At 46.4% G+C, this 23,216-nt stretch carries 22 protein-coding genes; 10 read left to right on the top strand and 12 right to left on the bottom strand.

Annotated elements, in window-relative coordinates; genetic code table 11:
• Window positions 1–454 precede the first annotated feature (454 nt).
• From OKC24_RS14205 to OKC24_RS14195, 3 genes are all read left to right on the top strand, one after another.
• Complete coding sequence (locus tag OKC24_RS14205) at window positions 455–1,219, top strand: M48 family metallopeptidase (RefSeq protein WP_130144100.1); 765 nt, start codon at window positions 455–457, stop codon at window positions 1,217–1,219.
• Between the two features lie 183 nt (window positions 1,220–1,402).
• A complete protein-coding gene (locus OKC24_RS14200) occupies window positions 1,403–3,811 on the top strand; it encodes a YgiQ family radical SAM protein (protein WP_005013505.1) in 2,409 nt (802 codons plus the stop codon).
• A gap of 332 nt (window positions 3,812–4,143) precedes the next feature.
• The gene (locus OKC24_RS14195) at window positions 4,144–4,683 is read left to right on the top strand and encodes a DUF2726 domain-containing protein (protein WP_130144099.1); all 540 of its coding nucleotides are present in this window, start codon (window positions 4,144–4,146) and stop codon (window positions 4,681–4,683) included.
• A gap of 65 nt (window positions 4,684–4,748) precedes the next feature.
• On the opposite strand, the gene OKC24_RS14190 is transcribed toward OKC24_RS14195, so the two are convergent.
• From OKC24_RS14190 to creB, 6 genes are all read right to left on the bottom strand, one after another.
• Window positions 4,749–5,105 carry a RidA family protein gene (locus OKC24_RS14190; protein ID WP_130144098.1) on the bottom strand — a complete coding sequence of 119 codons (357 nt, stop codon included), beginning with the start codon at window positions 5,103–5,105 and terminating at the stop codon, window positions 4,749–4,751.
• 80 nt (window positions 5,106–5,185) lie between these two features.
• Entirely contained in the window at window positions 5,186–5,401 is a 216-nt protein-coding gene (locus OKC24_RS14185; protein WP_130144097.1) for a hypothetical protein, read from the bottom strand.
• An 87-nt stretch (window positions 5,402–5,488) separates the two neighbouring features.
• Window positions 5,489–6,898, bottom strand: a complete 1,410-nt coding sequence (creD, locus tag OKC24_RS14180; protein ID WP_130144111.1) for a cell envelope integrity protein CreD — start codon at window positions 6,896–6,898, stop codon at window positions 5,489–5,491.
• A gap of 108 nt (window positions 6,899–7,006) precedes the next feature.
• Complete coding sequence (gene creC, locus OKC24_RS14175) at window positions 7,007–8,497, bottom strand: two-component system sensor histidine kinase CreC (RefSeq protein WP_131277813.1); 1,491 nt, start codon at window positions 8,495–8,497, stop codon at window positions 7,007–7,009.
• Between the two features lie 76 nt (window positions 8,498–8,573).
• Window positions 8,574–8,867, bottom strand: coding sequence for a hypothetical protein (locus OKC24_RS14170; RefSeq protein ID WP_130144095.1), 294 nt, complete (start codon window positions 8,865–8,867; stop codon window positions 8,574–8,576).
• 17 nt (window positions 8,868–8,884) lie between these two features.
• Window positions 8,885–9,601, bottom strand: a complete 717-nt coding sequence (gene creB / locus OKC24_RS14165) for a two-component system response regulator CreB (RefSeq protein WP_130144094.1) — start codon at window positions 9,599–9,601, stop codon at window positions 8,885–8,887.
• A 170-nt stretch (window positions 9,602–9,771) separates the two neighbouring features.
• Between creB and OKC24_RS14160 the strand changes: the two genes are divergently transcribed.
• Entirely contained in the window at window positions 9,772–9,963 is a 192-nt protein-coding gene (locus OKC24_RS14160) for a hypothetical protein (RefSeq protein WP_130144093.1), read from the top strand.
• A gap of 7 nt (window positions 9,964–9,970) precedes the next feature.
• On the opposite strand, the gene dinB is transcribed toward OKC24_RS14160, so the two are convergent.
• The 5 genes from dinB to mdtD all read right to left on the bottom strand — a co-directional run bounded on the left by dinB (window position 9,971) and on the right by mdtD (window position 14,101).
• On the bottom strand, window positions 9,971–11,026 hold the full coding sequence (gene dinB, locus OKC24_RS14155) for a DNA polymerase IV (protein WP_130144092.1): 1,056 nt from the start codon (window positions 11,024–11,026) through the stop codon (window positions 9,971–9,973).
• A 67-nt stretch (window positions 11,027–11,093) separates the two neighbouring features.
• Complete coding sequence (locus OKC24_RS14150) at window positions 11,094–11,420, bottom strand: hypothetical protein (protein WP_228257539.1); 327 nt, start codon at window positions 11,418–11,420, stop codon at window positions 11,094–11,096.
• Complete coding sequence (locus tag OKC24_RS14145; protein WP_228257538.1) at window positions 11,351–11,641, bottom strand: hypothetical protein; 291 nt, start codon at window positions 11,639–11,641, stop codon at window positions 11,351–11,353. Before OKC24_RS14145 ends, OKC24_RS14150 begins: the two co-directional genes overlap by 70 nt.
• Before the next feature lie 196 nt (window positions 11,642–11,837).
• Window positions 11,838–12,626 (bottom strand): glycoside hydrolase family 25 protein, encoded by a 789-nt coding sequence (locus OKC24_RS14140; protein ID WP_165381114.1) that lies wholly within the window; start codon window positions 12,624–12,626, stop codon window positions 11,838–11,840.
• Window positions 12,627–12,709: 83 nt separating this feature from the next.
• Window positions 12,710–14,101 carry a multidrug transporter subunit MdtD gene (mdtD, locus tag OKC24_RS14135; RefSeq protein ID WP_130144091.1) on the bottom strand — a complete coding sequence of 464 codons (1,392 nt, stop codon included), beginning with the start codon at window positions 14,099–14,101 and terminating at the stop codon, window positions 12,710–12,712.
• A gap of 238 nt (window positions 14,102–14,339) precedes the next feature.
• Between mdtD and OKC24_RS14130 the strand changes: the two genes are divergently transcribed.
• Entirely contained in the window at window positions 14,340–15,308 is a 969-nt protein-coding gene (locus OKC24_RS14130; protein WP_130144109.1) for a hypothetical protein, read from the top strand.
• Window positions 15,309–15,377: 69 nt separating this feature from the next.
• On the opposite strand, the gene OKC24_RS14125 is transcribed toward OKC24_RS14130, so the two are convergent.
• Window positions 15,378–15,998 carry an LOG family protein gene (locus OKC24_RS14125; protein WP_130144090.1) on the bottom strand — a complete coding sequence of 207 codons (621 nt, stop codon included), beginning with the start codon at window positions 15,996–15,998 and terminating at the stop codon, window positions 15,378–15,380.
• A gap of 324 nt (window positions 15,999–16,322) precedes the next feature.
• On the opposite strand from OKC24_RS14125, the gene OKC24_RS14120 reads away from it, so the two are divergent.
• From OKC24_RS14120 to parC, 5 genes are all read left to right on the top strand, one after another.
• Window positions 16,323–17,906: a TerC family protein gene (locus tag OKC24_RS14120; RefSeq protein WP_130144089.1), complete on the top strand. Its 1,584-nt coding sequence runs from the start codon at window positions 16,323–16,325 to the stop codon at window positions 17,904–17,906.
• Window positions 17,907–17,983: 77 nt separating this feature from the next.
• Window positions 17,984–18,451, top strand: a complete 468-nt coding sequence (locus OKC24_RS14115) for a YchJ family protein (RefSeq protein ID WP_265465736.1) — start codon at window positions 17,984–17,986, stop codon at window positions 18,449–18,451.
• Window positions 18,452–18,511: 60 nt separating this feature from the next.
• Window positions 18,512–19,156, top strand: coding sequence for a trimeric intracellular cation channel family protein (locus OKC24_RS14110; RefSeq protein ID WP_130144087.1), 645 nt, complete (start codon window positions 18,512–18,514; stop codon window positions 19,154–19,156).
• A 137-nt stretch (window positions 19,157–19,293) separates the two neighbouring features.
• Window positions 19,294–20,613, top strand: coding sequence for a niacin transporter NiaP (niaP, locus tag OKC24_RS14105; protein WP_131276165.1), 1,320 nt, complete (start codon window positions 19,294–19,296; stop codon window positions 20,611–20,613).
• 340 nt (window positions 20,614–20,953) lie between these two features.
• On the top strand, window positions 20,954–23,173 hold the full coding sequence (gene parC, locus OKC24_RS14100; protein ID WP_131276164.1) for a DNA topoisomerase IV subunit A: 2,220 nt from the start codon (window positions 20,954–20,956) through the stop codon (window positions 23,171–23,173).
• The last annotated feature ends 43 nt before the right edge of the window (window positions 23,174–23,216 follow it).

Below are 23,216 nucleotides of genomic sequence, written 5' to 3'. Positions count from 1 at the left end.
CCCTAACTCAAACGAGTTAGGGGGATTTTTTTATGCAAAAGAATAATTAAAAAAAACTGGGAAATATTGAATCTTGAAATCGACACTAAATATTAAAAATGAGACTTTGTATTTGTTTATCTATATTTTATTTATAGAATTTCATAGAAATCTGAATAATATGAATTGATATATGATTCTTTGAAAATAATTGAAAAAATTGACTTAATTTAATCAATGCATCGATTAATACCTGTTTGTTTGAAAGCAAATAATGTTTTGATAAATAATGATATTTTTTAAATTTACTTTGTTTTATACCTTCCGATAAATGGTTTTGATTTTTATTATTAATTTATCTTTAATAATTATGAAGCGATTATTTTAATGGCCAAGGTGATTTATGAAGAATATTATATTTTCAATAATGACATCAGGCTGTTTATTATTTTCTGGATGTATAAGTACAACCAATATGGGCACTGCTGGCGCAGACCGTAAACAATTTATGGTCATTCCTGAAAAAGCATGGAACGTTCAATCAGAGCGATCCTATACACGGTTTGTAAATAGGGCGAAAGATCAGCAAGTTTTGGTCATTGATGCAAAGCTGAATCAACTTATGGAACAGCTTCGTACTGAAGCAGATGCATTCCGCACAGGATCAGAGCAGTGGAAGTGGGATATTAAAGGCAATTTAAATGGTGAATTAAATGCACATAGTTTGCCTGGCGGAAAAATTATTGTGAATACCGGCCTATATTGGGGGCTGAAGCTGAATCAAGATGAGCTGGCTTTTGTTGTGGCGCATGAAATGGCGCATTCGCTGCGGGATCATAATCGGGAAAAAGCGTCAATGCTGCTGGCCAGCAATCTTGCCATATTAACTGCTACAGCAGGTGCAGGCGCAATTGCTTCGGCAGCTGCCAGTGTCACCAGCCAAGTGGCTTTGATTCCGAAAGGCTGGAATTTAGAAGTTGAAGCAGATGTGATTGGTTTGGATATTATGTCCCGTGCTGGCTATAACCCCAAAGCAGCTGTAGACTTCTGGGCAAAATTTCAGAATGAAAGCAACCGCCGCAAAGCTTTTGATATAAAGCCGCTGATGAATGATGCGCTATATGCAAAACGCATCGGAAATATTGAAAAATATTTGCCGGAGATGCAGGCAAGATATAAACAGGTTCTAGCCACCAAAGTCCATTCAAGCCAATATGCAGCGCGGAATATGGCGCAGTAAGTTTTAGATTGTAATCGGTCTAGGTTTTCAGCATCCGCAAGGATGCTTTTTTTTGATTATCAATTGAGGTATTTTGTATAAATTATAGTCAAGCAAGATGAATGGAATTCATGTTAAAATGATCGGCTTTCATCTTTGATCTGATCTTCAGGTCTTTCATCTGCCAGCCGAGAATTGCTAGCCATGTCTACTGCTTATACCATGCAGACCGCGCCGAAAGCGCTGTTTGATTACGACAAATATTGGGCGTCGTGTTTTGATCCTGCGCCATTTTTGCCGATGTCGCGCGAGGAAATGGATCAACTCGGTTGGGACAGCTGTGATTTTATTTTGGTCTGTGGCGATGCGTATATTGACCACCCATCTTTCTGTTCAGGCATCATCGGGCGTACCTTGGAAGCACAGGGTTTTCGTGTCGGGATCATTGCGCAGCCTGACTGGACTTCGGCTGAAGCATTTAAAGTTTTAGGCAAGCCGAATATTGCCTGGGGTGTCACTGCAGGCAATATGGATTCGATGATCAACCGTTATACGGCTGACCGTAAAATCCGTTCAGATGATGCCTATTCTCCTGATAATCAGCCGAATAAGCGTCCAGACCGTGCGGCTACAGTTTATTGTCAGCGTGTGCGTGAAGCCTATCCGGATGTGCCTGTATTGTTAGGCGGGATTGAAGCTTCATTGCGCCGCATTGCCCACTATGACTATTGGTCAGACAAAGTGCGCCGTTCTGTGCTGATGGATTCCAAAGCCGATTTACTGATGTACGGCAATGGTGAACGTTCGATCACTGAAGTCATGCACCGTCTGGCTCGCGGTGAAAAGATCACGGACATTACGGATGTTCGCGGTACCGCATTTATTGTCAATAAACATAACCGCGCCTCTAAAGCGAAGTTCGTGGAAATTGCTTCCAATGATGTCGATGCGATTGGCCGTGTCGATCCAATCATCAATCCTTATGTGATGACTGAAGATCTGGACGGTTGTGAAATTGAGCAGGGCAAGGGCAATTCTTTAACGCAATACCAAAATTTCCAAAAAGAAATCGTTACGAATCAAATTGTCCGTGAAGGCGATAATCTGGATGAAAATACCCAGATTGTGCAGCTGCAGCCTGCATCGAAAGCGATTAAGCATAAGTTGCCGCCGCGTGAATTGGCGGTGATTCGCCTGCCTGCTTTTGAAGCGGTGGCAGATGATCCGGTTTTATATGCGCATGCCAACCGGATCTTGCATCTGGAAACCAATCCAGGCAATGCACGCGCCATGGTGCAAAAGCATGGCGAGCGCGATGTGTGGCTGAATGCGCCGCCGATTCCGCTGACGACCGAAGAAATGGACTATGTGTTTGACCTGCCTTATGCGCGTCTGCCGCATCCTGCCTATGGTGAAGCGCGTTTCCCTGCTTTTGACATGATTAAATTCTCTGTGAATATCATGCGCGGCTGTTTCGGCGGCTGTACCTTCTGTTCGATTACGGAACATGAAGGCCGTATTATTCAGAACCGTTCTGAAGAATCGATTCTGCGTGAAGTGGAAAAAATCCGTGATACTGCGCCAGGCTTTACCGGCATTATTTCAGACTTGGGCGGCCCAACCGCCAATATGTACCGTCTGGCATGTAAAGATCCTGAAATTGAAAAGAACTGCCGTAAGCCTTCATGTGTCTTCCCTGGGGTATGTCAGAACCTGCATACCGATCATGCGCCATTAACCCAGTTGTACCGTAAGGCACGTGCGATTAAGGGCATTAAAAAGATTTTGATTGGTTCAGGTTTGCGTTATGACCTTGCAGTATTGAACCCTGAATATGTGAAAGAGCTGGTGCAGCACCATGTCGGCGGTTATTTAAAAATTGCCCCTGAACATACTGAAAAAGGCCCATTGTCGAAGATGATGAAACCGGGGATCGGGACTTATGACCGCTTCAAGCAGATGTTTGAGCGGTTCAGTAAGGAAGCGGGTAAGGAACAGTATTTAATTCCGTACTTTATCGCAGCGCACCCGGGCACCACAGATTATGACATGATGAATTTGGCCATTTGGTTGAAGAAGAACGGTTTCCGTGCCGATCAGGTGCAGACTTTCTATCCGTCGCCAATGGCAACCGCAACCACCATGTATTACACAGGGAAAAACCCGCTGGCGAAAGTCGCGCGTTATACCGAAGATGTGGATATTGTCAAAGGTGAGAAGCGCCGCCGCCTGCATAAAGCATTCTTGCGCTACCATGATCCAAACAACTGGCCGCTGCTGCGCGATGCCTTGAGAGAAATGGGCCGTCAGGACTTGATTGGCAACTCGAAACAGCATTTGATTCCGACATATCAGCCAGCAAGTATTGAAGGTGAATATAAATCTGCACGTAAGAAAAACTCGAGCGTAGCAGGGGATTCACAGAAACGTACCGGTGAGCAGGGGAATCGTGGAAAAGCGGCACAGGGTCAAAGCCGTCCCTCGAATACTAAAAAGCGCCCTGAACGCGGGCAGATTTTGACGCAGCATACGGGCTTGCCGCCGCGTGAAACAGGCGATAAAAAGCCGTTTGGCGGAACAAAGAGCAAAGCAAAAGCAAAATCCAAGGCTTAACTGATTAAAGAATAAGGGCGCTGCGGCGCCCTTATTCTTTGGTAAAAATCAGTTTATCGGAATTGTTAGACAATCATCTAAAATAGCCTTGCCAGATTTTCCTGAAATAGCATACAGTAAGAAGATTAGCCGATGATGGGCTATATTTCTCATATAAATAAGCATGTGTAGTTACAAATAAGTGACACAGCTGTTGATCAGTTTTAGTGGATAATTAAGCTTGGTGAGAAATTTTTAAATCGCAATTTTAACAATAAGACCCGTTGCAGACTGAGTTGAATGAATAAGCTGCAGCTTAAAACGATTATAAAAAATGTAAAGGATTATGAGAGATGGCAATTTATATTGTGATCGCGAGCATATTGCTCGGCTGCATGCTCATAATGGCTTGGAAAAGTCTAGAAAATAATGCCAAGCAGCAAGATAGCGCATTGAAACAGCGCGCTATTTTCAATATTAATGAGCAGCTGACCTATACGCGTCTCAAGGAAATTCTGCCAAATCATATTATTTTGGCGCATGTTTCTTTTGATGCACTGCTGACAACCAAGTACTACCGGACGCGCAATAAGTACCGGAATATGGTTGCAGATTTTGTTGTGCTGGATGAAAGCCAGCAGATAAAGGCGATTATTGCTTTGGATGATCCTATGATATTAAAGCGCATACAGCGTTCACAATATCAGGATGCTTTGCTGCAAATGGCTGGCTACCGTGTGATCCGCTATGATGATGTGCCGGAATATTCTCAGCTGAGGGATGATTTTTTGAATGGGCATGCGCGATTTAAGCCAATAGCGCCGGTGAGCGGCCTGAAAAAATATCATCTGTATTCAGATTTGGAGCGTAAGAAGCTGAAAGCGCTGGGCTGAAAATAATAAAAAAGCATGCCTTAAAGCGCATGCTTTTTTATTATCAATACAGGCTTGTTCGGGATTTATGCTGCTTTAACCGCAACCACGGTCAGCTCAACCAAAACATTGGGATCATAAAGCTTGGCTTCTACACACGTGCGCGGCAATGCTTCAATGTCTGAAACCCATGCATCCCAAACCTCATTAAATGCTGCATAATCTTTTTCAATATCTTTTAAATAGATGGTCACAGACATGATATGGCTTTTGTCTGTGCCTGCATCTGCTAAAAATTGATCAATGATATCAAGCGTCTGTTGAGTTTGGCCTTTGATATCTAAGCTGAAATCACTGGCCAGTTGACCTGCCAAATGAACTAAATTTCCTGAAATGGCAACTTCAGAAAAGCGTTTTGCAACATGCAGGCGTTGTACAGTCATGATCATTCTCAAATCTTGTTTATCTTTTAAAGTTTACGTGAACATTGTCATTCTGCAAATCTGCTTTTCCAAGCTTTGTGTTATGTGTTGGTGAGTGCGGCAATGCGAACCAAGGTTTTGTATTTAAAAATAATCAGGCAGTTTTGCGCAGGGCAGACAATTAAATTGCCTAGGTTTAAAAATTGTATTTTTGCAGTCCGCAATTGGTTTAAGCACCGGGCCATGGAGCATTTGAGCGGGCAAAGCTGCTGGATATTTTCGATATTTGGCTGTCTTTGAATGGTGGCAATATTCATTTTAAAACCTATTGATTCGATAAAATTTTGGCTTAAAAAACTGTTAAAAAGTGGATGGTATTGCCCCATCCACAGCGTTGAGATGAATTATTGAGGCGGGGTGTAGGATTTAAGTTCGCGCTCAGGCCTATTGCTGATTTGATACCAGTCGATATGCCGGGTAATAAACATCACCACAGTAAGCACAATGAAGGAAATCACAGAGCCGATCAGGAAAGTTTTGCCTGAAGACTGCAGTAGCATATACATGATGGCGTAGAGTGAGCTGAGAATAATCCCAAATAAAATCGCAGGCTTAACACCTTTCATGACGAAGAATAAGTACCATGTCATCAGGCCCACGCAGGCGGTGCAAGCCACCACATATGCCCATGCAAAGGCATAGTATTCACTGATTGAAAGCAGCAGGACAAAGAAAATGCCTTGCGCCATGGCCACCAAAGAGTATTGAATTGGGTGGATGCGCAAGCTTTTCAGCACTTCAAACAGGAAGAAGCAGCCAAAGGTTATGATAATAATGACGATCCCGTATTTAATCGCGCGGTCTGTTTGAGTATAAACATTCACTGAATCTAAGAATTCAGTGCTTAAACCAATTTTCTGATTATTTTCAGTTTCATATTCTGTATTTTTTGCAATGTAGCCATTGCTGAATTGGCGAATGCATTGACTATTATCACAGTCAATGAGGCGGTTGATGTTTTGATGGCCGAGTGCAATATTTTTCCAGCCGGCCGTGAATTGCTGGTGACTGCTGGTTTTTTCAAATGGAAGGTTTTGCCCAGAGTATTTGGTGTCTGTCCAATTGCCTTTGGCTTGATAGTTCACGCTGCGGCTGGTTGGAATAAGCGTAAATTTTCCTAAACCTGTGATATTTGCGGTGAGATGAAAATTAAAACCATTTTGAATCGCAGGAATTAACTCAGGATATTTCTGCGCAGAAATACTCATGAAGTCAAAACCTGCATCGTCATGGCCTTGCGCACTGAGTTCAAAAACATAGTTTTTATTGAATATACTGAGTGCCGGCTGTGTGTCTAGCCCGCGCGGATCATGCACTGGGAAGATGATTTCAGCTTTGTTCCATTGGTAATTTTTATTTTCCAATGCTGGTTTTTGAAATATGCCTTTTGCTGTTAAGTTGGCCTGGTAACTGATTGCGCGATAGATGGTGCGTTTATATTTGTGGTCTGTAACATCAAAGCTGGATTGCCATTGAGTGCTGTCAGCACTGATATACATCGATTTTTCTTGAGTACATGGGTAAGCAATTTTTTGTTCATCTAAGCAGGTGCCTGCTTCTTGGTAAGGCACGCGTACATAGGGTGAGATAATGGTTTGCGGGCTGATATTGTTTTGAGTAATTTCTTGAAGAAATGCTCTTTGGTAGCCTTGCCGTTCAGAAACAAGGCTGCTGATAAAGAATAAACCTATCCAAAATATAGCCACTAAAATCACGATGGCGATGATTTTAAGTGTGAGGAAGCTGGATCGCATCACTGTGTTCCTGAGCGGTTGTTTTTGTCAGTGATCAGTGTGCGAAATTGACATGTGCTTTGTTTGAGCTGGGCTTGTGTTTTATGTGAAGTTTGGGTGAAGCAGCAATTAAGGCAATTGAATTTTCACCAACACACCTTGTTGATGCGGTTGAAGAATTGAAATTGCATTCACGTGGATATTTTGAATTTGGATGCGCCCATGATGCTGTTCAATCACTTGTTTGACAATGCTTAGACCAATGCCTGAACTGCGCTGCTGGCTCATCGGGCGGGGCAATGAAAAGTAAGTATCAAAGACTTGAGGAAGGGCATAGTCAGGAATCCATTCCCCCTCATTAAAAAGATTCAACTCAATATGCTGCTTGTTTTGCAGATGATGTGAACGATGCAGCTGAATCAAAATTTTCGCCGTATCGGCTGAAAAATCTAAAGCATTATCCAAAAGATTGGCAATGGTTTGCTGCATCCAAAAACGGTCTGCGTGAATCATGCAATTGGGTTCAAGATCCAATAAACACTGGATTTTTTTGGCCTGAATCTGACTGGCATGCTGGTCTAAAATCTGCTGAATCAGTTCAGATACATTAAAACTTTGAATTTCAATTTGATGCTTGGATTTTTCCAAGCGGGTCAGCAACAGCATCCGATCGATCAAACTGCGCAGGCGATGACTCTGCTCATGAATATGTGCAGCAAATTGCTGCTGGTCCTGCAGCGGCAAGTCTTCTTTAAGCAGCTCCGCACTGGCTTGAATTGCGGTGAGCGGGCTTTTTAACTCATGGGTCAGCGTGTTGACATAGTGTTCGACATAAGCGCGGTCTTCCAGTTTTTCACGCATATTTTCAACCGCTTGCGTCACAAGATTGAGTTCTTTGGCTGACCGGAAATGCGGCGTTTGATTGACGGGTGCAAGTGCTTGGGCATATTTGCGTACGCGGTCGATGCTGTGTTTGAGCCAATACGCCACCAGACTGGCTAGGAATAGGCTGAGTAAGGTAATCCAAGCCGCTTGGCGGATCAGCTGATTTTCAGCGCGTTGAATATACGGCTGCACCGAAATATTCGGTTTGCCGATACTGACCACACCAATGAGTTTTTGCTTTTGGTTAATTGGATAATAAATCGGGGCTGCAATAAACATGGTGCTGTTAATGCTGCCAAGATCATTGCCTTGTGCATCGTAATTTCGGGTGGAGCGAACGCCGTATTTTCCTCTCAATGTCAGATAAACATCATTCCATTGTGAATAGTCTTGCCTCGTTGCCATCCCTTGTGAATCATAGATCACTATGCCTTGGCTATTGGTAATATAAATTTGCTGATTGATTTCTTTTTTATTAAATTGCCAAATTTTTGCATTTAGCTTCCGATGAAGCGCTTTTTGAATTTTTTCATCAAATTGCGGTGTATTGACCCTATTGTCATAAACATCTTCAGCGACGAGCATCGCAATGATATTGGCATTTTCCGCAAGCGTGTCTTCAACCACTTGTCTTACATTCGGCTTCACTTGCTGGTTGAAGGTATAGGATATAAACCACAAACCCAGCAGGATAATCAGCCCGAAGAAGAACCAAATGCGGATAAAAATGGACATCGAATATTATTCCTAGCCTTGAAATAATTCACATATAGAATGGTTTAAATTATAGAAAATGGTTAAATTCATCTCGTTATTTCCTATCCCAAAACACCCATATCGGGGCTAAGGCTAAAAATATTGAAAGTAAATAGAACGCTTTAAAATAAAAAGCTAAAGCAAATATATAGGCACTGAAGCAGCAAGCATAGAGACTCAATTTAAAGCAATATTCAATCAATTTTTCTTTAAGTGTTGGAGTTTCTTCATCTTCAAAATGCCATTCTTCGCTATATACTTCGGGGATGATGAATAACAAACAAATAATCATGATGAATAGAGCCGGAATTAAAATAATCAGCCCAATTTTGATCAGGTCGATATTCATCTTTTATCCATTTAAAATCAGCTTCTTTTCAAGCTGTAGCCAAAACCGCGATGGGTTTCAATCGGGTCTTGATCCGGCGATATCTGCTTGAGTTTATTGCGGATACTTTTGATATGCGTATCTACAGTTCGTTCTAGGCTGTGTTCAGGATGTTCCCACACATGGTCCATCAGCTGCTGCCGGCTAAACACTTGTTCAGGGCGGTCAATCAGTAGTTTGAGCAGCCGGTATTCATAACGGGTGAGCTGAAGCGCAGTATTTAAATATTGAATTTGCAGGGATGTATCATGGCATTGCCAAGTTTTAGAATCTGATTGTGCAGACTTAATAAGAGGTTGGGCGCTGCTTTGCAATTGGTTTTGGATGTCCATTCTGCGCCAAACCGCTTTGATTCTTGACACAATTTCACGCGAACTAAAGGGTTTGGTGCAGTAATCATCTGCGCCAATTTCCAAGCCGACGATTCGGTCGATTTCATCATCCCGTGCGGTTAAAAAAAGCAGCGGAGTATGGTGAAAGAGGCGGATTTTTTTACAGACTTCAAAGCCGTTCAAATCAGGCAGGCCGACATCGAGAATAATAAAATCAAAGCTTTGCTGTTGAATAGAATCAATGGCTTGCCGTCCAGTATTGGCCCAAGTCACTTGCCAGCCTTCACGTTCAAGCGCATAACGCAAAGGCATCAGAATGGCGGCATCATCTTCTACGCATAAAATCTGCTTTTTATTCTTCATTGCGGTTCAAACTTCTTTTGAAAAACATCCGGCTGAGTTTGAGTGTACTGAAATTGCAATCTTTAGGCGAATGCTTTAAATGAAGTTTAGGTGAACTTTGTAGTGGATGTATGAATTGATTTTAAAATGAAAAGAACAGGTTCTGAGCGGGCATAGTGCGATGAGGATGTATGAGCGCCCTGCAATATTCGGATTGGATCGTCACGCCAATTACAGGACATTATGCTGAAAGTAAAGGTGATTTTCAGCATCTCGGCGCATACATGGATAAATGTATCGCGCCATTAGATTACCCCAAATTTGCTGAAAGTGAAGCGCAATTTGCTTTATTTTTATTCTTCTGTGCAAAACTTGCACAGTAATGGCGTTTTAAAGCAGAGACAGCTGCGCTTCTTCCTGCAGGGCTGTCAGCTGATAAACACCAATGCCAATCAGCCGAAATTGAAAATTTTCAGGCAGATGCATTTCTTCCAGCAGCTGAATCAGCACGCGTTCTAAATCTGCCTGTGAACTGAGCGGTGTCTTAAAACTCTTGCTGTGCTGCAGCACTTGGAAATTTTTCAGTTTCAGTTTGGCGGATACGCCGCGCGCATTCAGCTGCTTGCGCTCCAGACTGTGCCAGACTTGATCAATCAATAGAGGCCAGTAAGGCAGGCACTGCACTAAAGTCCGGTCATCATCAAAGGTGGTTTCTTTGGAGATCTGCTGCCGTTCACGTTCGGCCTGCACAAGGCGTTCATCAATGCCTTGCGCATATAAAAACAGCTGTTTGCCGTATTTGCCAAAATGCTGCACCAGCAGCGCTTCTTCAATTTCCTGTAAATCACCTAATGTTTCCAGCTGCATGCTTTTGAGCTTCTCCTGCGTGACTTTGCCGACCCCTGGAATTTTTTTTAATGGCAGATCATGAATAAAAGCCTTAACTTTTGAGGGCTTAATAATGCATATGCCATTGGGTTTGTTCCAGTCGGAAGCGACTTTAGCGAGAAATTTATTGGGCGCGACGCCTGCCGATGCCGTTAAGCCGGTGGCCTGAAAAATCTCTGCACGGATGCGCATGGCCACTTCGGTGGCGCTGGAAATGTTTTGCAGATTATCCGTCACATCCAAATAGGCTTCATCCAAGGACAGCGGTTCAATGAGTGCGGTATAGCGCTGGAAAATTTGGTGAATTCGTGCCGAAACTGTGCGGTATTTTTCAAAATCAGGTTCGATAACAACGACCTGCGGACACAGTTTGCGGGCTTGGCTCATCGGCATGGCGGAACGCAAGCCAAATTCGCGCGCAGGATAGGAGGCTGCGCAAATGACCGCCCGCGGATGGTGTGAAGACACCACCACAGGTAAATGGCGAAGCTCAGGGCGTTCAAGAAGTTCTACAGATGCAAAAAAGGCATCCATATCGATATGAATGATTTTTCTCACGCAAGCCGCATCGCTGGAAATAGACCGATGACTGAGTATCGCATAGCTGGCCGGCAGCAGATAGCGCTTAAGGCAGACTGTACGACACAGGTTGACTCAGTAAAATGACTTGTGTTTTCTGCTTTGCGGCCGCATCAATCAAAATCTGCATGTTGCGCGCAGTGTTGTCTGCTGCGCGGAGCAAAAACTGCAGTGGCTGATGCAGGGGCTGGAAAAAATCATCCCAATGCATCGGTACGATAATTTCCGGTTTTAATGTACCCAATGTGTGCATCAAATAGCGCTGCTGATAGCCGGGCGCTTGTCTGGAGAGCTGCGCAATGCCTAAAAATAAAACATCGGTGCGGATGTTCTTGAACTGATTGGCGCTAGCGCCGGTACTGGCTTTGACCATATGCGGCAGCTATGATATTCGATCAGGTAATCAAAACTGTGGCCTTCCTTAAATTCAGAAAAGCGTACAGGCAGCGGCAGAGGGTGCGCAATTTCTTGGCCTAAGTCGTTATTTACCGCTGTGGGCGGAGTATGCTGGGAAGGAATGGCGCTAATGCTGAAATGGCCAATCAGCAGAGTTTTCCAAGGCTGGATTGGAACCAGCTGCTGCTCCCGAATCATATGTTGAATCAGATCTGAATTGTTTTGAATCGGCTGCAGTAAAATCTGGCTTATAGGCGATGCTTAGGCTCAGCAAAATAATTACAGATGCTAATCCGGTCAGCCGCTTTTGCGTTTTAGACAGGTTTGGCAAGTTCCTTTGCATATTTTTATTATTTACCTGACTGCATTAAAACGCAGGTGAGTCAGCATCTTGTTATTTTTCTGCTTTCTTTGCAACGGTCTCATTAATTTTTAAGCCGTTTTTCAGTAAAAAAGCATTCCATTGCTTTTGTGTGCCATTAAAGACATTTAAATCGACCGTTTTGGGAATCCCTTGAATTTGCCCCTGATTGGTGTGCTGCCAGAACAGCCAGTCCGGATTGTTTTTTAACTCAGGTTTGCCTTGGTACTCCCGTACCCACAGCGGTGTTTCTTTAAATTCGCCGGCCAGCACTATGTTGTAGAACGTTTTGGAAATATAGAAAATCGGCTGTTTGCCATAGTGGCGCATGAGCCGGTCGTGCATGAGCTGGATTTCTTTCAGCAGCTGTTCTTTGCTGTAAGTGTTAATGCATTGGCTGTCATATTCCAAATCAATGACCGGCGGCAGCGCATCCTCTTTTTTCGGTACAGTTTCAATGAAGTTTTGCGCCTGAATGCTGCCGTCACGGCACAGGCGGTAAAAATGATAGGCGCCGACATGAAAGCCCTGTTCACGGGCCTGCAGCCAATTCTCCTGAAATTTGGTGTCTTTAAAGTCGCCGCCTTCCGTGGCTTTTAAATAGACAAATTGATAAGCGCGCGGCGAAATTTTTGTCCACTGCACATCGCCTTGATGGTGCGAAATATCAAAACCTTTAACGGGATATGCTTCAGCAGAGGCAAAGCGGTGCGGCATGATCAGCGCATAGGCCAGCACTGCCGTGACTGCAAAGCCCAACAGTCCCAGCGCAAGCCGGCGGTAGGTTTGCAGCGCGGAGGCAGCGGATTTGCGTTTTTTCATGTGCAGCGTATTCATGCCGATATTGGATGGACATCATACCGCGATGCGGGTTTTGACACTATGCGCTTTATGCGGAGCATGTTTTAAACCGCCGTATCTTTTGGAATACGCCAGAAAATCATGGCGGTAATTAAATTGATGCAGCCAAGGCAGATCAGGGTTGCATGAAAGGCGGAAGTTACCTGCGCAGCCTCAAAAAAAGCGCTGAACACATTAACCAGCGTGCCTGCCAAAGCTACGCCAATACTCATGGATACCATCATGATCATGGACAGAAAGCTGTTGCCGCTGCTGGCATCCTGCTGTGGGAGATCTTTCAGCGTCAGGGTATTCATGGACACGAATTGCACTGAATTCAGCACGCCGAAAATGAAAAAATGCAGGGCGCGCAGCCAGAGCGGCGTATCCGCGCCGCTTAAGGCAAAGCTGGCAATGCAGGCGCCAACCAGCAGGGTATTGAGCAAAAGCACATTGCGGTAGCCAAAGCGCTGAATAATCGGGCGGATAATCGGTTTGGACGCCAGTGAACCCAGCACGGTTGGAATCATCATTAGGCCTGTGACAAAGGGTTCAAAGCCAAAAGCCACCTGCAGCATCAGCGGAATCAAAAAGGGCATCGCATTGCCGCCGAGGCGGGCAAAGAAGTTGCCGATGATGCCGATAGCGTAAATCCGGTTATTAAACAGCTTGCTGCGGAACAGCGCATTTTGATGAGTATGCGAGTGCAGGGCATACAGCACGGCAGCGGCCAGTCCTGCGCAAATCAGGCCGAGGCTCCAATACAAAGACAGCGAGGTGCTGGCAAAGTTTTCAATCCCGAGTGACAGGCCAGCCATGGCAATGACCAGCAGCAGGAAGCCCCATAAATCAAAGCGCTGCACACTCGGTTCCGTGACATTCGGCATGGCCTTAAAGGTGATCAGGCAGCCTAAAATACCCATGGGAATGTTGATCAGGAAAATCCAGTGCCATGTGGCCGCTTCGGCCAGCCAGCCGCCCAGTGTTGGGCCAATCAGCGGGCCGATCAAGCCCGCCAGGCTCATCAGGCTCATAGCGGATAGAAACTGCGCGCGCGGAATGACTTTCAGCATGGCTAAACGGCCAACCGGCAGCAGCAATGCGCCGCCAATGCCTTGCAGCACGCGGTAAGCCAGCAGTTCGTTTAAACTGTCAGACTGGCCGCAGCCTAAGGACGCCAAAGTAAAAATAATGATCGCGCTGAAGTACGTATTGCGCACCCCGAAGCGGTCTGCCAGCCAGCCGCTTAACGGGATGCAGGCCGCCACAGACAGCACATAGGCGACCACCACACTATGCATATTGAGCGGGTCTTCATTTAGATGCGCCGCCATAGAGGGAATGGCGGTATTGACAATGGTGGTATCCAGTCCCTGCATAAAAAAGCCAATGGATACCAGCAGAACCAAAAGTCTGAATTCAGGCTGCAAGGCCTGATGTGAGGGCGTGGCATTCATAGTATTTTAAAATTTAGAGTTTTAAGCAGTTTAGCTGAAATTCAGTGCGGCGGCTGTTGCAATACTGCAGTCTTTTCCTTGCAGTTTCATAAAATCAGCTGTTTTTTTTGCGGGGTAAAACGGATCAGGCAACAAGAATATCCCCCCAGTGCAAGGCAAATGAAATATCATGGGCTCACTTTTTGAGATGCCTTGGCTGCCAGATGGAGGCTTTTTTGATTCAGGTCTTTGCAATACGATGACAATTGAAATTTTAATGGTTATTGGTTTCTGTTTAGCGGCTTATTCTATTGTCGGCAATGATGTGCCGCAAACGCTGGGTACATTTATTTCATCCAATGCGCACCGCCCCTGGTGGCTGCTGTGGCTATATGTCAGTTCAATTTTAACCGCTGTGCTGCTGTACGGCTGGTTTACGTCTGGAGTGGGGGATGCGTCCTACGGACGGCTGAACACGATTCCATTTCCGGAAGACGGAGTTACATGGCTGTATATAGTCCCGCCGATTCTGCTGATTATATTGACGAAATACGGCATTCCAGTCAGCACCACTTTCTTAGTGCTGACTATTTTCTCGCCCAGCAGCCTGGGTTCCATGCTGACCAAATCGATGATGGGTTACGCAGTGGCGTTTATTGTCGCAATTGTGGTTTACCGCTTTGTCATCAAGCAGATTTCCATCCATTTCAGCAAAACCCGCCATGAACCGCATTCCAGTATTTGGGTGGGCCTGCAGTGGGTTTCTACGGCATTTTTATGGAGCCAATGGCTGATTCAGGATTTGGCGAATATTTTTGTCTATGTGCCGCGCGCCGTACCGCTGTGGTTCTTACTCTTCGCCATCAGTGTTTTTGTCGTTTTATTGGGGATTATTCTGTACCGGCGCGGCGGCGCGATTCAAAACATTATTGATACCAAAACAGGGGTGGCGGACATTCGTTCAGCGACCATTATTGACTTCATTTACGCCACGATTCTGTTGGTATTTAAGGAATGGAGCAATATTCCCATGAGCACCACGTGGGTGTTTTTGGGCCTGCTGGCAGGGCGCGAGTTTGCCATGGCCATGCATCTGCATGAGGTCAATAAATACAAAACTTCCCGCAATGTCAGCAAAGATGCCATGAAATTAATGTTCGGCTTAGTGATCAGTATTTTTCTAGCTACAACTTTGCCGTGGTTTTATCATGCGGTGTCAGGCAAATAAGCCTTCAGTTCAAATTTTAAAGCGTAAAAAAGCGGACTGTGCAGTCCGCTTTTTTACGCTTAAGCGTGCTTAAACTACAAAATGTTCCGGGGAATCCAAATTTCTCAATGCGCTGAAAATTTGCTTTGATGAGTTGCAGACAATCAGCTTGGCGCGGTGCTGCGGCGGCAAGAACCCTTCCTGCACAGCATGGTCCAGCTGTGCAATCAATGCATTGTAAAAGCCATTCACGTTATACAGCATCATTGGTTTTTGATGCTGATTCAGCTGCCCCCAAGTGGCAATTTCCAAAATTTCTTCAAAAGTGCCTAAGCCGCCCGGCAAGGCTACAAAGGCGCTGGCGCGTTCCGCCATCATGGCTTTGCGCTCATGCATGGTCTGAACCACGTGCAGTTCCGTTAAGCCATTATGGGAAATTTCATAGTCCAGCATAAACTCAGGAATGACCCCGACGGCTTCACCGCCATTTTGCACCACGGCATCCGCCACTTGCCCCATCAGGCCAATGCTGGCGCCGCCGTAGACCAAACCAAAACCTGCATCAGCAATGCCTTTGGCTAAAGCAATGGCCTTTTCTTGATAAATTGGATTGTTGCCTGAGCGCGAACCGCAATACAGGGCAATCAGCGGCTGCGTAGTTTGAGGAGAAGAGAGATTCAATGATTCTGTCATTTTTAATACGCTATTCATTTCGTTTTATTCACCTTATCACTTTATTTTTTATCGCTCTAGCATAGTGCGGAAATATGACAGCAAGATGCAGCCCTGGCATTGCGCAGCAAAATTTTACGGTGCGGCGGGGCGCCGCTGCAAAAAAAGATGAAATTCTGTCCCAGCTTGCTATACTGATTCCTTGTTTTTCCACAAATGAATCGTCATGGGCAGTGGTTGTTGTCGCTCCGCAAAAAAAAATTTCTTAAAAATTAATCATCTTGGTGCTGCAGCGCGCACCTTTTTCAATTTGAATATGCCAAACATAAATGCAAGACGGCATCCTGCTCAGGAGATGACTGCATGATCTTTGAGTGGATGTCCGATCCTTCAGCATGGGTCGGTTTGCTGACCCTCGTGATTCTAGAAATTGTATTGGGTATCGACAACCTGGTCTTTATTGCGATTCTTGCGGAAAAATTGCCGCCGGAACAGCGTAATGCCGCCCGGATTGTGGGTTTATTGCTGGCGCTGTGCATGCGCTTGGTGCTGCTGGCTTCAATTGCCTGGGTCATGACGCTGGTTGCGCCGCTGTTTCACGTCTTTGGCCATCCGTTCTCCGGACGCGATTTGATCCTGCTGTTCGGCGGGGTATTTCTGCTGTTCAAAGGCACGATGGAATTGCGTGAGCGTCTTGAAAACAAGCCGATGCTGAAAGAAGAAAATCCCGTGCATGCAACGTTCTGGATGGTGATCATTCAGATTGTAGTGCTGGACGCGGTGTTCTCCTTAGACAGCGTGATTACTGCGGTCGGCATGGTGAAACATCTGCCTGTCATGATGATTGCCGTAGTGATTGCGGTCGGCATTATGCTGTGGGTGTCTAAACCGCTGATGAATTTCGTCAACCGTCATCCGACGGTGGTGATTCTGTGCCTGTGTTTCCTGATGATGATCGGCTTCTCCCTGCTGGTTGAAGGCTTTGGCTTCCATATTCCGAAAGGCTACCTGTACGCTGCCATCGGCTTCTCTGTGCTGATTGAATTCCTGAACCAGACCATGCGCCACAATCAGGAAAAAACCGTCACGACAACCGATCTGCGTTACCGGACAGCCTCTGCGGTGATGCGCATGCTGGGCGGCAAAAGCGGTTCAGAAATGCAAAAAGATGAGCATGAAGATGTGCTGGCGACCCGCGCTTTTGCCGATGATGTCTTTGATGAAGACAACGGGGCATATCACAGTGTGATGGTGCAGGGGGTGCTGGGCTTATCTGAACGCCCTGTGAAGTCGGTGATGACGCCGCGCCCGGAGCTGGAATGGATTGATTTGGAAGAAGATGAAGCGTCCATTAAGCACCAGCTGCTGAGCATGACGCATTCGCGCCTGATTGTTTCCCGCGGTGAGCTGGACAATATTGCCGGTGTGGTGCTGACGCATAAAGTCATGAATGAATACATTGAAACCGGCGTGCTGAACTTTGAAAAGCACCTGCGTGAGCCTGTGATTGTGCATGAAAATGCGCAAGTGCTGATGGTGATGGAGCAGCTGCGTCAGGCGCCGCTGCAAATGGCGCTGGTGCTGAACGAATACGGCTCCATTGAAGGCATTGCAACGCCGATTGACGTGCTGGAAGCGATAGCGGGTGAATTTCCGGATGAAGACGAACTGGAAACGGCAGCTGCAAGTTTGGAAGACGGTTCACTGATTCTGGAAGGCTCAACCGATATCCGTCATGTTTCTTTACTGTTGAACCGCGATTTGGTGGATGATTCAGAACAGTATTCTACGCTGTCGGGCTATATCTTATTCCATTTGGGCCGCTTGCCTGAAAATGGTGAAAAACTCACAGCCGATGGGCACATTTTTGAAGTGGTGACTATGGATGGCCATAAGATTGAAAAAGTGCATGTCACTGCAATTGCCCATAATCTGCATTCCAATTAGGGATTGGCTCTGAATTCAGAGCCATCTTCCGTTAAAATAGCCTGCATTGCAGGCTATTTTTTTTATTTGAGATGCACATGACAGAAAAGCAATGCCCTTGCGGTCAGGGCGAATATGCCCAATGCTGCCAGCCGCTGCATGCGGGCAAAGAAAAAGCGCAAAGCGCAGAACAGCTGATGCGTTCGCGCTACAGCGCATTTGCCCAGCATGAAATTGATTACATCGTGAAAACCACAGCAGCGCAGCAGCAGCCAGCTTTGGATGTGCCTGCCATTGCAGACTGGAGCAGATCCAATCAATGGCTGCAGCTGGACGTGGTGCAGGCCAATGAAAAGCTGGATAAAAGCCATGCGCAAGTGGAATTTAAAGCGCATTATCATGACGGCAAGCAGGCGCATGTGCACCATGAAGTGTCGCATTTTGTGAAGCAAAACGGCGCATGGTATTTTCTCGACCCGACTGTAGATCAGCATGTCACCCTGAAACAGCCATGCATTTGCGGTTCAGGCAAAAAATTTAAACAATGCTGCGCGCAATATCTGTAGTTTTTTTCTGAAGATGCCTTAAAATAGCGCGCATCTGTTACCCTCAGTGGATGAAGGGCCATGTTACTCACCGTTATTTACATTATTGCAATTACGGCAGAAGCCATGACGGGCGCACTGTCCGCAGGACGGCGGAGCATGGACTGGTTTGGGGTGATTTTAATCGCCTGTGTGACGGCATTAGGCGGCGGTTCTGTGCGCGATGTGCTGCTGGGGCATTATCCGCTGACGTGGGTCAAGCATCCTGAATATCTGGTGCTGACCTGCTGCGCCGCGCTGTTCACGATCATCATTGCCAAATGGATGAAGCATTTGCATTCCATTTTTCTGCTTTTAGATGCTTTGGGCCTCATCGGCTTTACCATTATTGGCTGTCAAATAGCCTTGCAAATGGGGCACGGTTTTGTGGTTTCAGCCGTTGCCGGCGTGCTCACGGGTGTCTCTGGCGGCATTTTGCGGGATATTCTGTGTAATGACGTGCCTTTGGTGTTCCGCCGTGAACTGTATGCTTCAATTTCTTTTGTCGCAGTGATCTTCTACTGGTTCTGCATTGACTTTGGACTGTCACTGGAAATTACTGTTATCTCAACCTTGGTGTTTGGCTTTTCCCTGCGCTGCATTGCGATTTATTTCGGCTTAGAAATGCCGAAATTCATTTACAAGGATGATGATGAGCAGTCAGCCTCTTCCAAAGACCCGTCTTAAATTGCGCAGCTAAGCGTAAAGCCTCAATGGAAAATGCTTCATTGGGTCAGTTTGGCGCATCATATTAAAAAGAGCACAATCATAAAATCCTGTTGTGAAGGCAGCATGCACCCTTTCACCTCATCAGAGATCTTGTTATGGACTTAGTCTCACGGATACAGCGCTTGCCGATAGGCAAGTTTCACTACACATTGCTATGGGTCATTGGACTGGGCTGGATGTTTGACGCGATGGATACAGGGCTAATCTCCTTTATCTTGGCGAAAATGGCGGAAGACTGGGCCATGAGCCCGGCTGAAAAGGGCTGGGTGGTGTCGATCGGCTTTGTCGGCATGGCGATTGGCGCAGTCTTTTCTGGGGCGCTGGCAGACCGGGTTGGTCGTAAAACGGTATTTGCATCGACATTGGTCATATACAGCTTGGCCACGGCAGCCTGCGCATTTGCGCCGGATTTAACCTGGCTGCTGGTGTGCCGCTTTATTGTCGGTTTAGGCTTAGGCGGCCAATTGCCTGTGGCGGTGACGCTGGTCAGTGAATATATTCCTGCGCACGTGCGCGGCCGCTTTATAGTGCTGCTGGAAAGCTTTTGGGGGCTGGGCTGGCTGTGCGCCGCGCTGATTTCTTATTTTATCATTCCGCATTACAACTGGCATGCCGCCTTTTTAGTCGGCGGTTTGCCGGCGCTGTATGCCATTGTCATTTGGAAAATGGTGCCGGAGTCGGTTCCGTATCTTATCAACCGCGGCCGTTTTGAAGAAGCGCATGCGCTGGTGAAAAAAATTGAGGCCAAATGCGGTGTGCAGGTGCTGGAGATCTTTGAAGTCAAACCTGTGGCGGAAAAGCAGAATACCTCATTCAAACAGCTGTGGTCAGGCATATTTGCACGCAGAACATTGATGCTGTGGCTGATCTGGTTCGGCATCGTGTATTCGTACTATGGCATTTTTACCTGGCTGCCCAGCCTGCTGGTGAAGCAGGGCTATACCATTGTGCAGTCTTTTGAATATGTTTTGGTGATGATCCTGGCGCAGTTGCCGGGCTACATTGCAGCCGCATGGCTGGTGGAGAAACTGGGGCGCAAAGCGACGCTTGCAGGCTTTATCGGCTGCTGTGCGGTTTCCGCCTACTTCTTTGGCCAAGCTGAAACGGTGACCATGATTGTGGTCTGCGGCTGCCTGATGTCTTTCTTTAATTTAGGCGCATGGGGCGTACTGTATACCTATACGCCGGAACAGTATCCAGCCAATATCCGCGCCTTCGGCTCTGGCTGGGCTGCAGCGGTTGGGCGCATGGGCGGCATTGTGGCGCCGTTGGCGGTGACGCATATGATGGTCATGAACAACGGCTTCAGCTATGTCTTCAGCATGTTTACTGCCGTGCTGCTGGCCGTGGCTTTTGTGATTGTAGTGTTGGGTGAAGAAACCAAAGGCAAGACCTTAGAGTCCATGGGCCTATAAAATCGATGTGGCGGCAAAAGCGCAGCACGGTGAAAAGCCTGCTGCGCTTTTTTGCTTTTTGAACAAGCATTTTCAGCTGATTTTGAGGAAGGGAAATGCTTCATTGGACAATGCGGCTTTGAAATGGAGCGCTGAAGCGATGAATTCAGATGAAATCCACAGGCCAAATGGAAATTAGAAGTTGCTCATTTTAAAAAAAATGGATAATTTTACGGCAATAGATCGATCATAAGACACGATTTGTCGCTGTGTTGAAGGACATACCCTTGTGTATGCGCCAGCTGCGACATAGCATAAGAACCCAGATATAAAAACGAATTTATTAGGATTACAGGTTGTTATGACAAGCCTTGCGCATCATGCGACAGAAAACCGTTCCGTAGCGGAATTTACCGAACAAGCCTACCTCAACTATGCCATGTACGTGATTATGGACCGTGCATTGCCGCATATCAGTGACGGCTTAAAGCCTGTGCAGCGCCGTATCGTTTATGCGATGAGTGAATTGGGCCTCAAGCCCAGCGGCAAGCCGAAAAAATCGGCGCGTACGGTGGGTGATGTGCTGGGTAAATACCATCCGCATGGCGACTCTGCCTGCTATGAAGCCATGGTGCTGATGGCGCAGCCGTTCAGCTACCGCTATCCTTTTATTGAAGGCCAGGGCAACTGGGGTTCGCCGGACGATCCAAAATCCTTTGCGGCCATGCGTTATACCGAAGCTAAATTGTCGCCTTACAGCGACTTGCTGCTGTCAGAACTGGGGCAAGGCACCTGTGACTGGCAGGACAACTTTGACGGTTCCATGAAAGAGCCGGTGAACCTGCCTGCGCGTGTTCCGAATATTCTGTTAAACGGCACCACCGGTATTGCCGTGGGCATGGCCACAGATATTCCGCCGCATAACCTGCGTGAAGTGGTGAAGGGCACAATTGCACTGATCCGCAACCCGAATTTAACCGATGAAAAAGTTGCTGAATATATTCCGGGTCCAGATACCCCGACCAGAGCGGAAATTATTACTGCGCCGGATGAATTGCTGAAACTGCAGACTACAGGCCGCGGAAGCTACCGCACCCGTGCGGTTTATACCATTGAGAAAAATGAAATCATCATCACTGAGCTGCCTTATCAAGTCTCAGGCTCCAAAGTGATTACCCAAATCGCCGACCAGATGCAGGCGAAGAAATTGCCGCTGGTCAGCGACCTGCGTGATGAATCAGATCATAAAAACCCAACCCGCCTGGTGATTGTGCTGCGTTCCAACCGCATTGATGCAGAATCGGTGATGAGCCATTTATTTGCCACCACCGATTTAGAATCCAGTTACCGCGTCAATATGAACATGATTGGCGCAGACGGCCGTCCGCAAGTGAAATCCATCCGCCGCATTTTGCTGGAATGGATTGAAATCCGTAAAAATACGGTGACCCGCCGCCTGCAGTACCATTTAAATAAAATTGAAAAGCGCCTGCATATTCTGGGCGGTTTGATTATTGCCTATTTAAATATTGATGAAGTGATCAAGATTATCCGTGAAGAAGATCAGCCGAAGCCGGTGCTGATGCTGCGCTTTAATATTGATGAAATTCAGGCCGAAGCTATTTTAGAGCTCAAATTGCGCCACTTGGCCAAGCTTGAGGAAATGGAAATGCGCCGTGAACAGGATGAATTGGAAGCCAAAGCCACCATTATCCGTGAGCAGCTGGCCAATCCTGAGTCGCTGAAAAATCTGATTATCAATGAGCTGAAAGACGATGCGAAGAAATTCGGCGATGACCGCCGTTCGCCAATTGTGCGCCGTGAAGATGCGCAGGCCATCAATGAACAGGACATGCTGCCGGCAGATCCTGTGACCGTGGTGCTGTCAGAAGCCGGCTGGATCCGTTCCGCCAAAGGCCATGAAGTCGATGCCGAAAATCTGAATTTCCGTGCCGGCGATCAATACCTCAGCCATGCACAGGGCAAATCCAATCAGCGGGTCTATGTGCTGGATGATGCAGGTCGCAGCTATGCGTTGGCCATTAATTCCTTGCCGTCTGCACGCGGATTGGGAGAACCGCTGAGTTCAAAATTATCTCCAGCCAGCGGTGTTGGCTTTAAGCAGCTGTTGATTGCAGATGATGATGCAGAATTATTGGCAATCAGCAATAAAGGCTATGGCTTTAAAACGCAAGCCAAGCAGCTGGATACCAATGCCAAAGCGGGTAAAGCTTTCCTTACTTTGTCTGATGATGCGCAGCCGATGAACCTGCAGCTGGTTGAGCAGGCGACGCATCTTGCGCTGCTCAGTTCAGCGGGCCGTTTGCTGGTCATCGATTTGGCGGAATTGCCAAGCCTGAATAAAGGCAAAGGTAATAAATTGATACAACTCGAGGCTAAGGATCAGCTCGCATCTATGATAGCGTTGACTTTAGATGATGTAATTCAAGTGGTTGCAGGTCAGCAGCAATTAAAATTAAAAGGCGATGATCTGCAGAAATATATGGGCAAGCGTGCTTCGAAAGGCGTGACCCTGCCGCGCGGATATCAAAAAGCAAATAAACTGTGCATTCAAAGATAATACTAGCATCCATGGATCGAAATACGTTATATATGCAAAGTAT

The organism is Acinetobacter entericus, assembly GCF_026168575.1.
GTDB lineage: Bacteria > Pseudomonadota > Gammaproteobacteria > Pseudomonadales > Moraxellaceae > Acinetobacter > Acinetobacter bouvetii.
The sequence above is the reverse complement of the archived record's forward strand: the minus strand, read 5'-3'. Positions and strand labels throughout refer to the sequence as shown.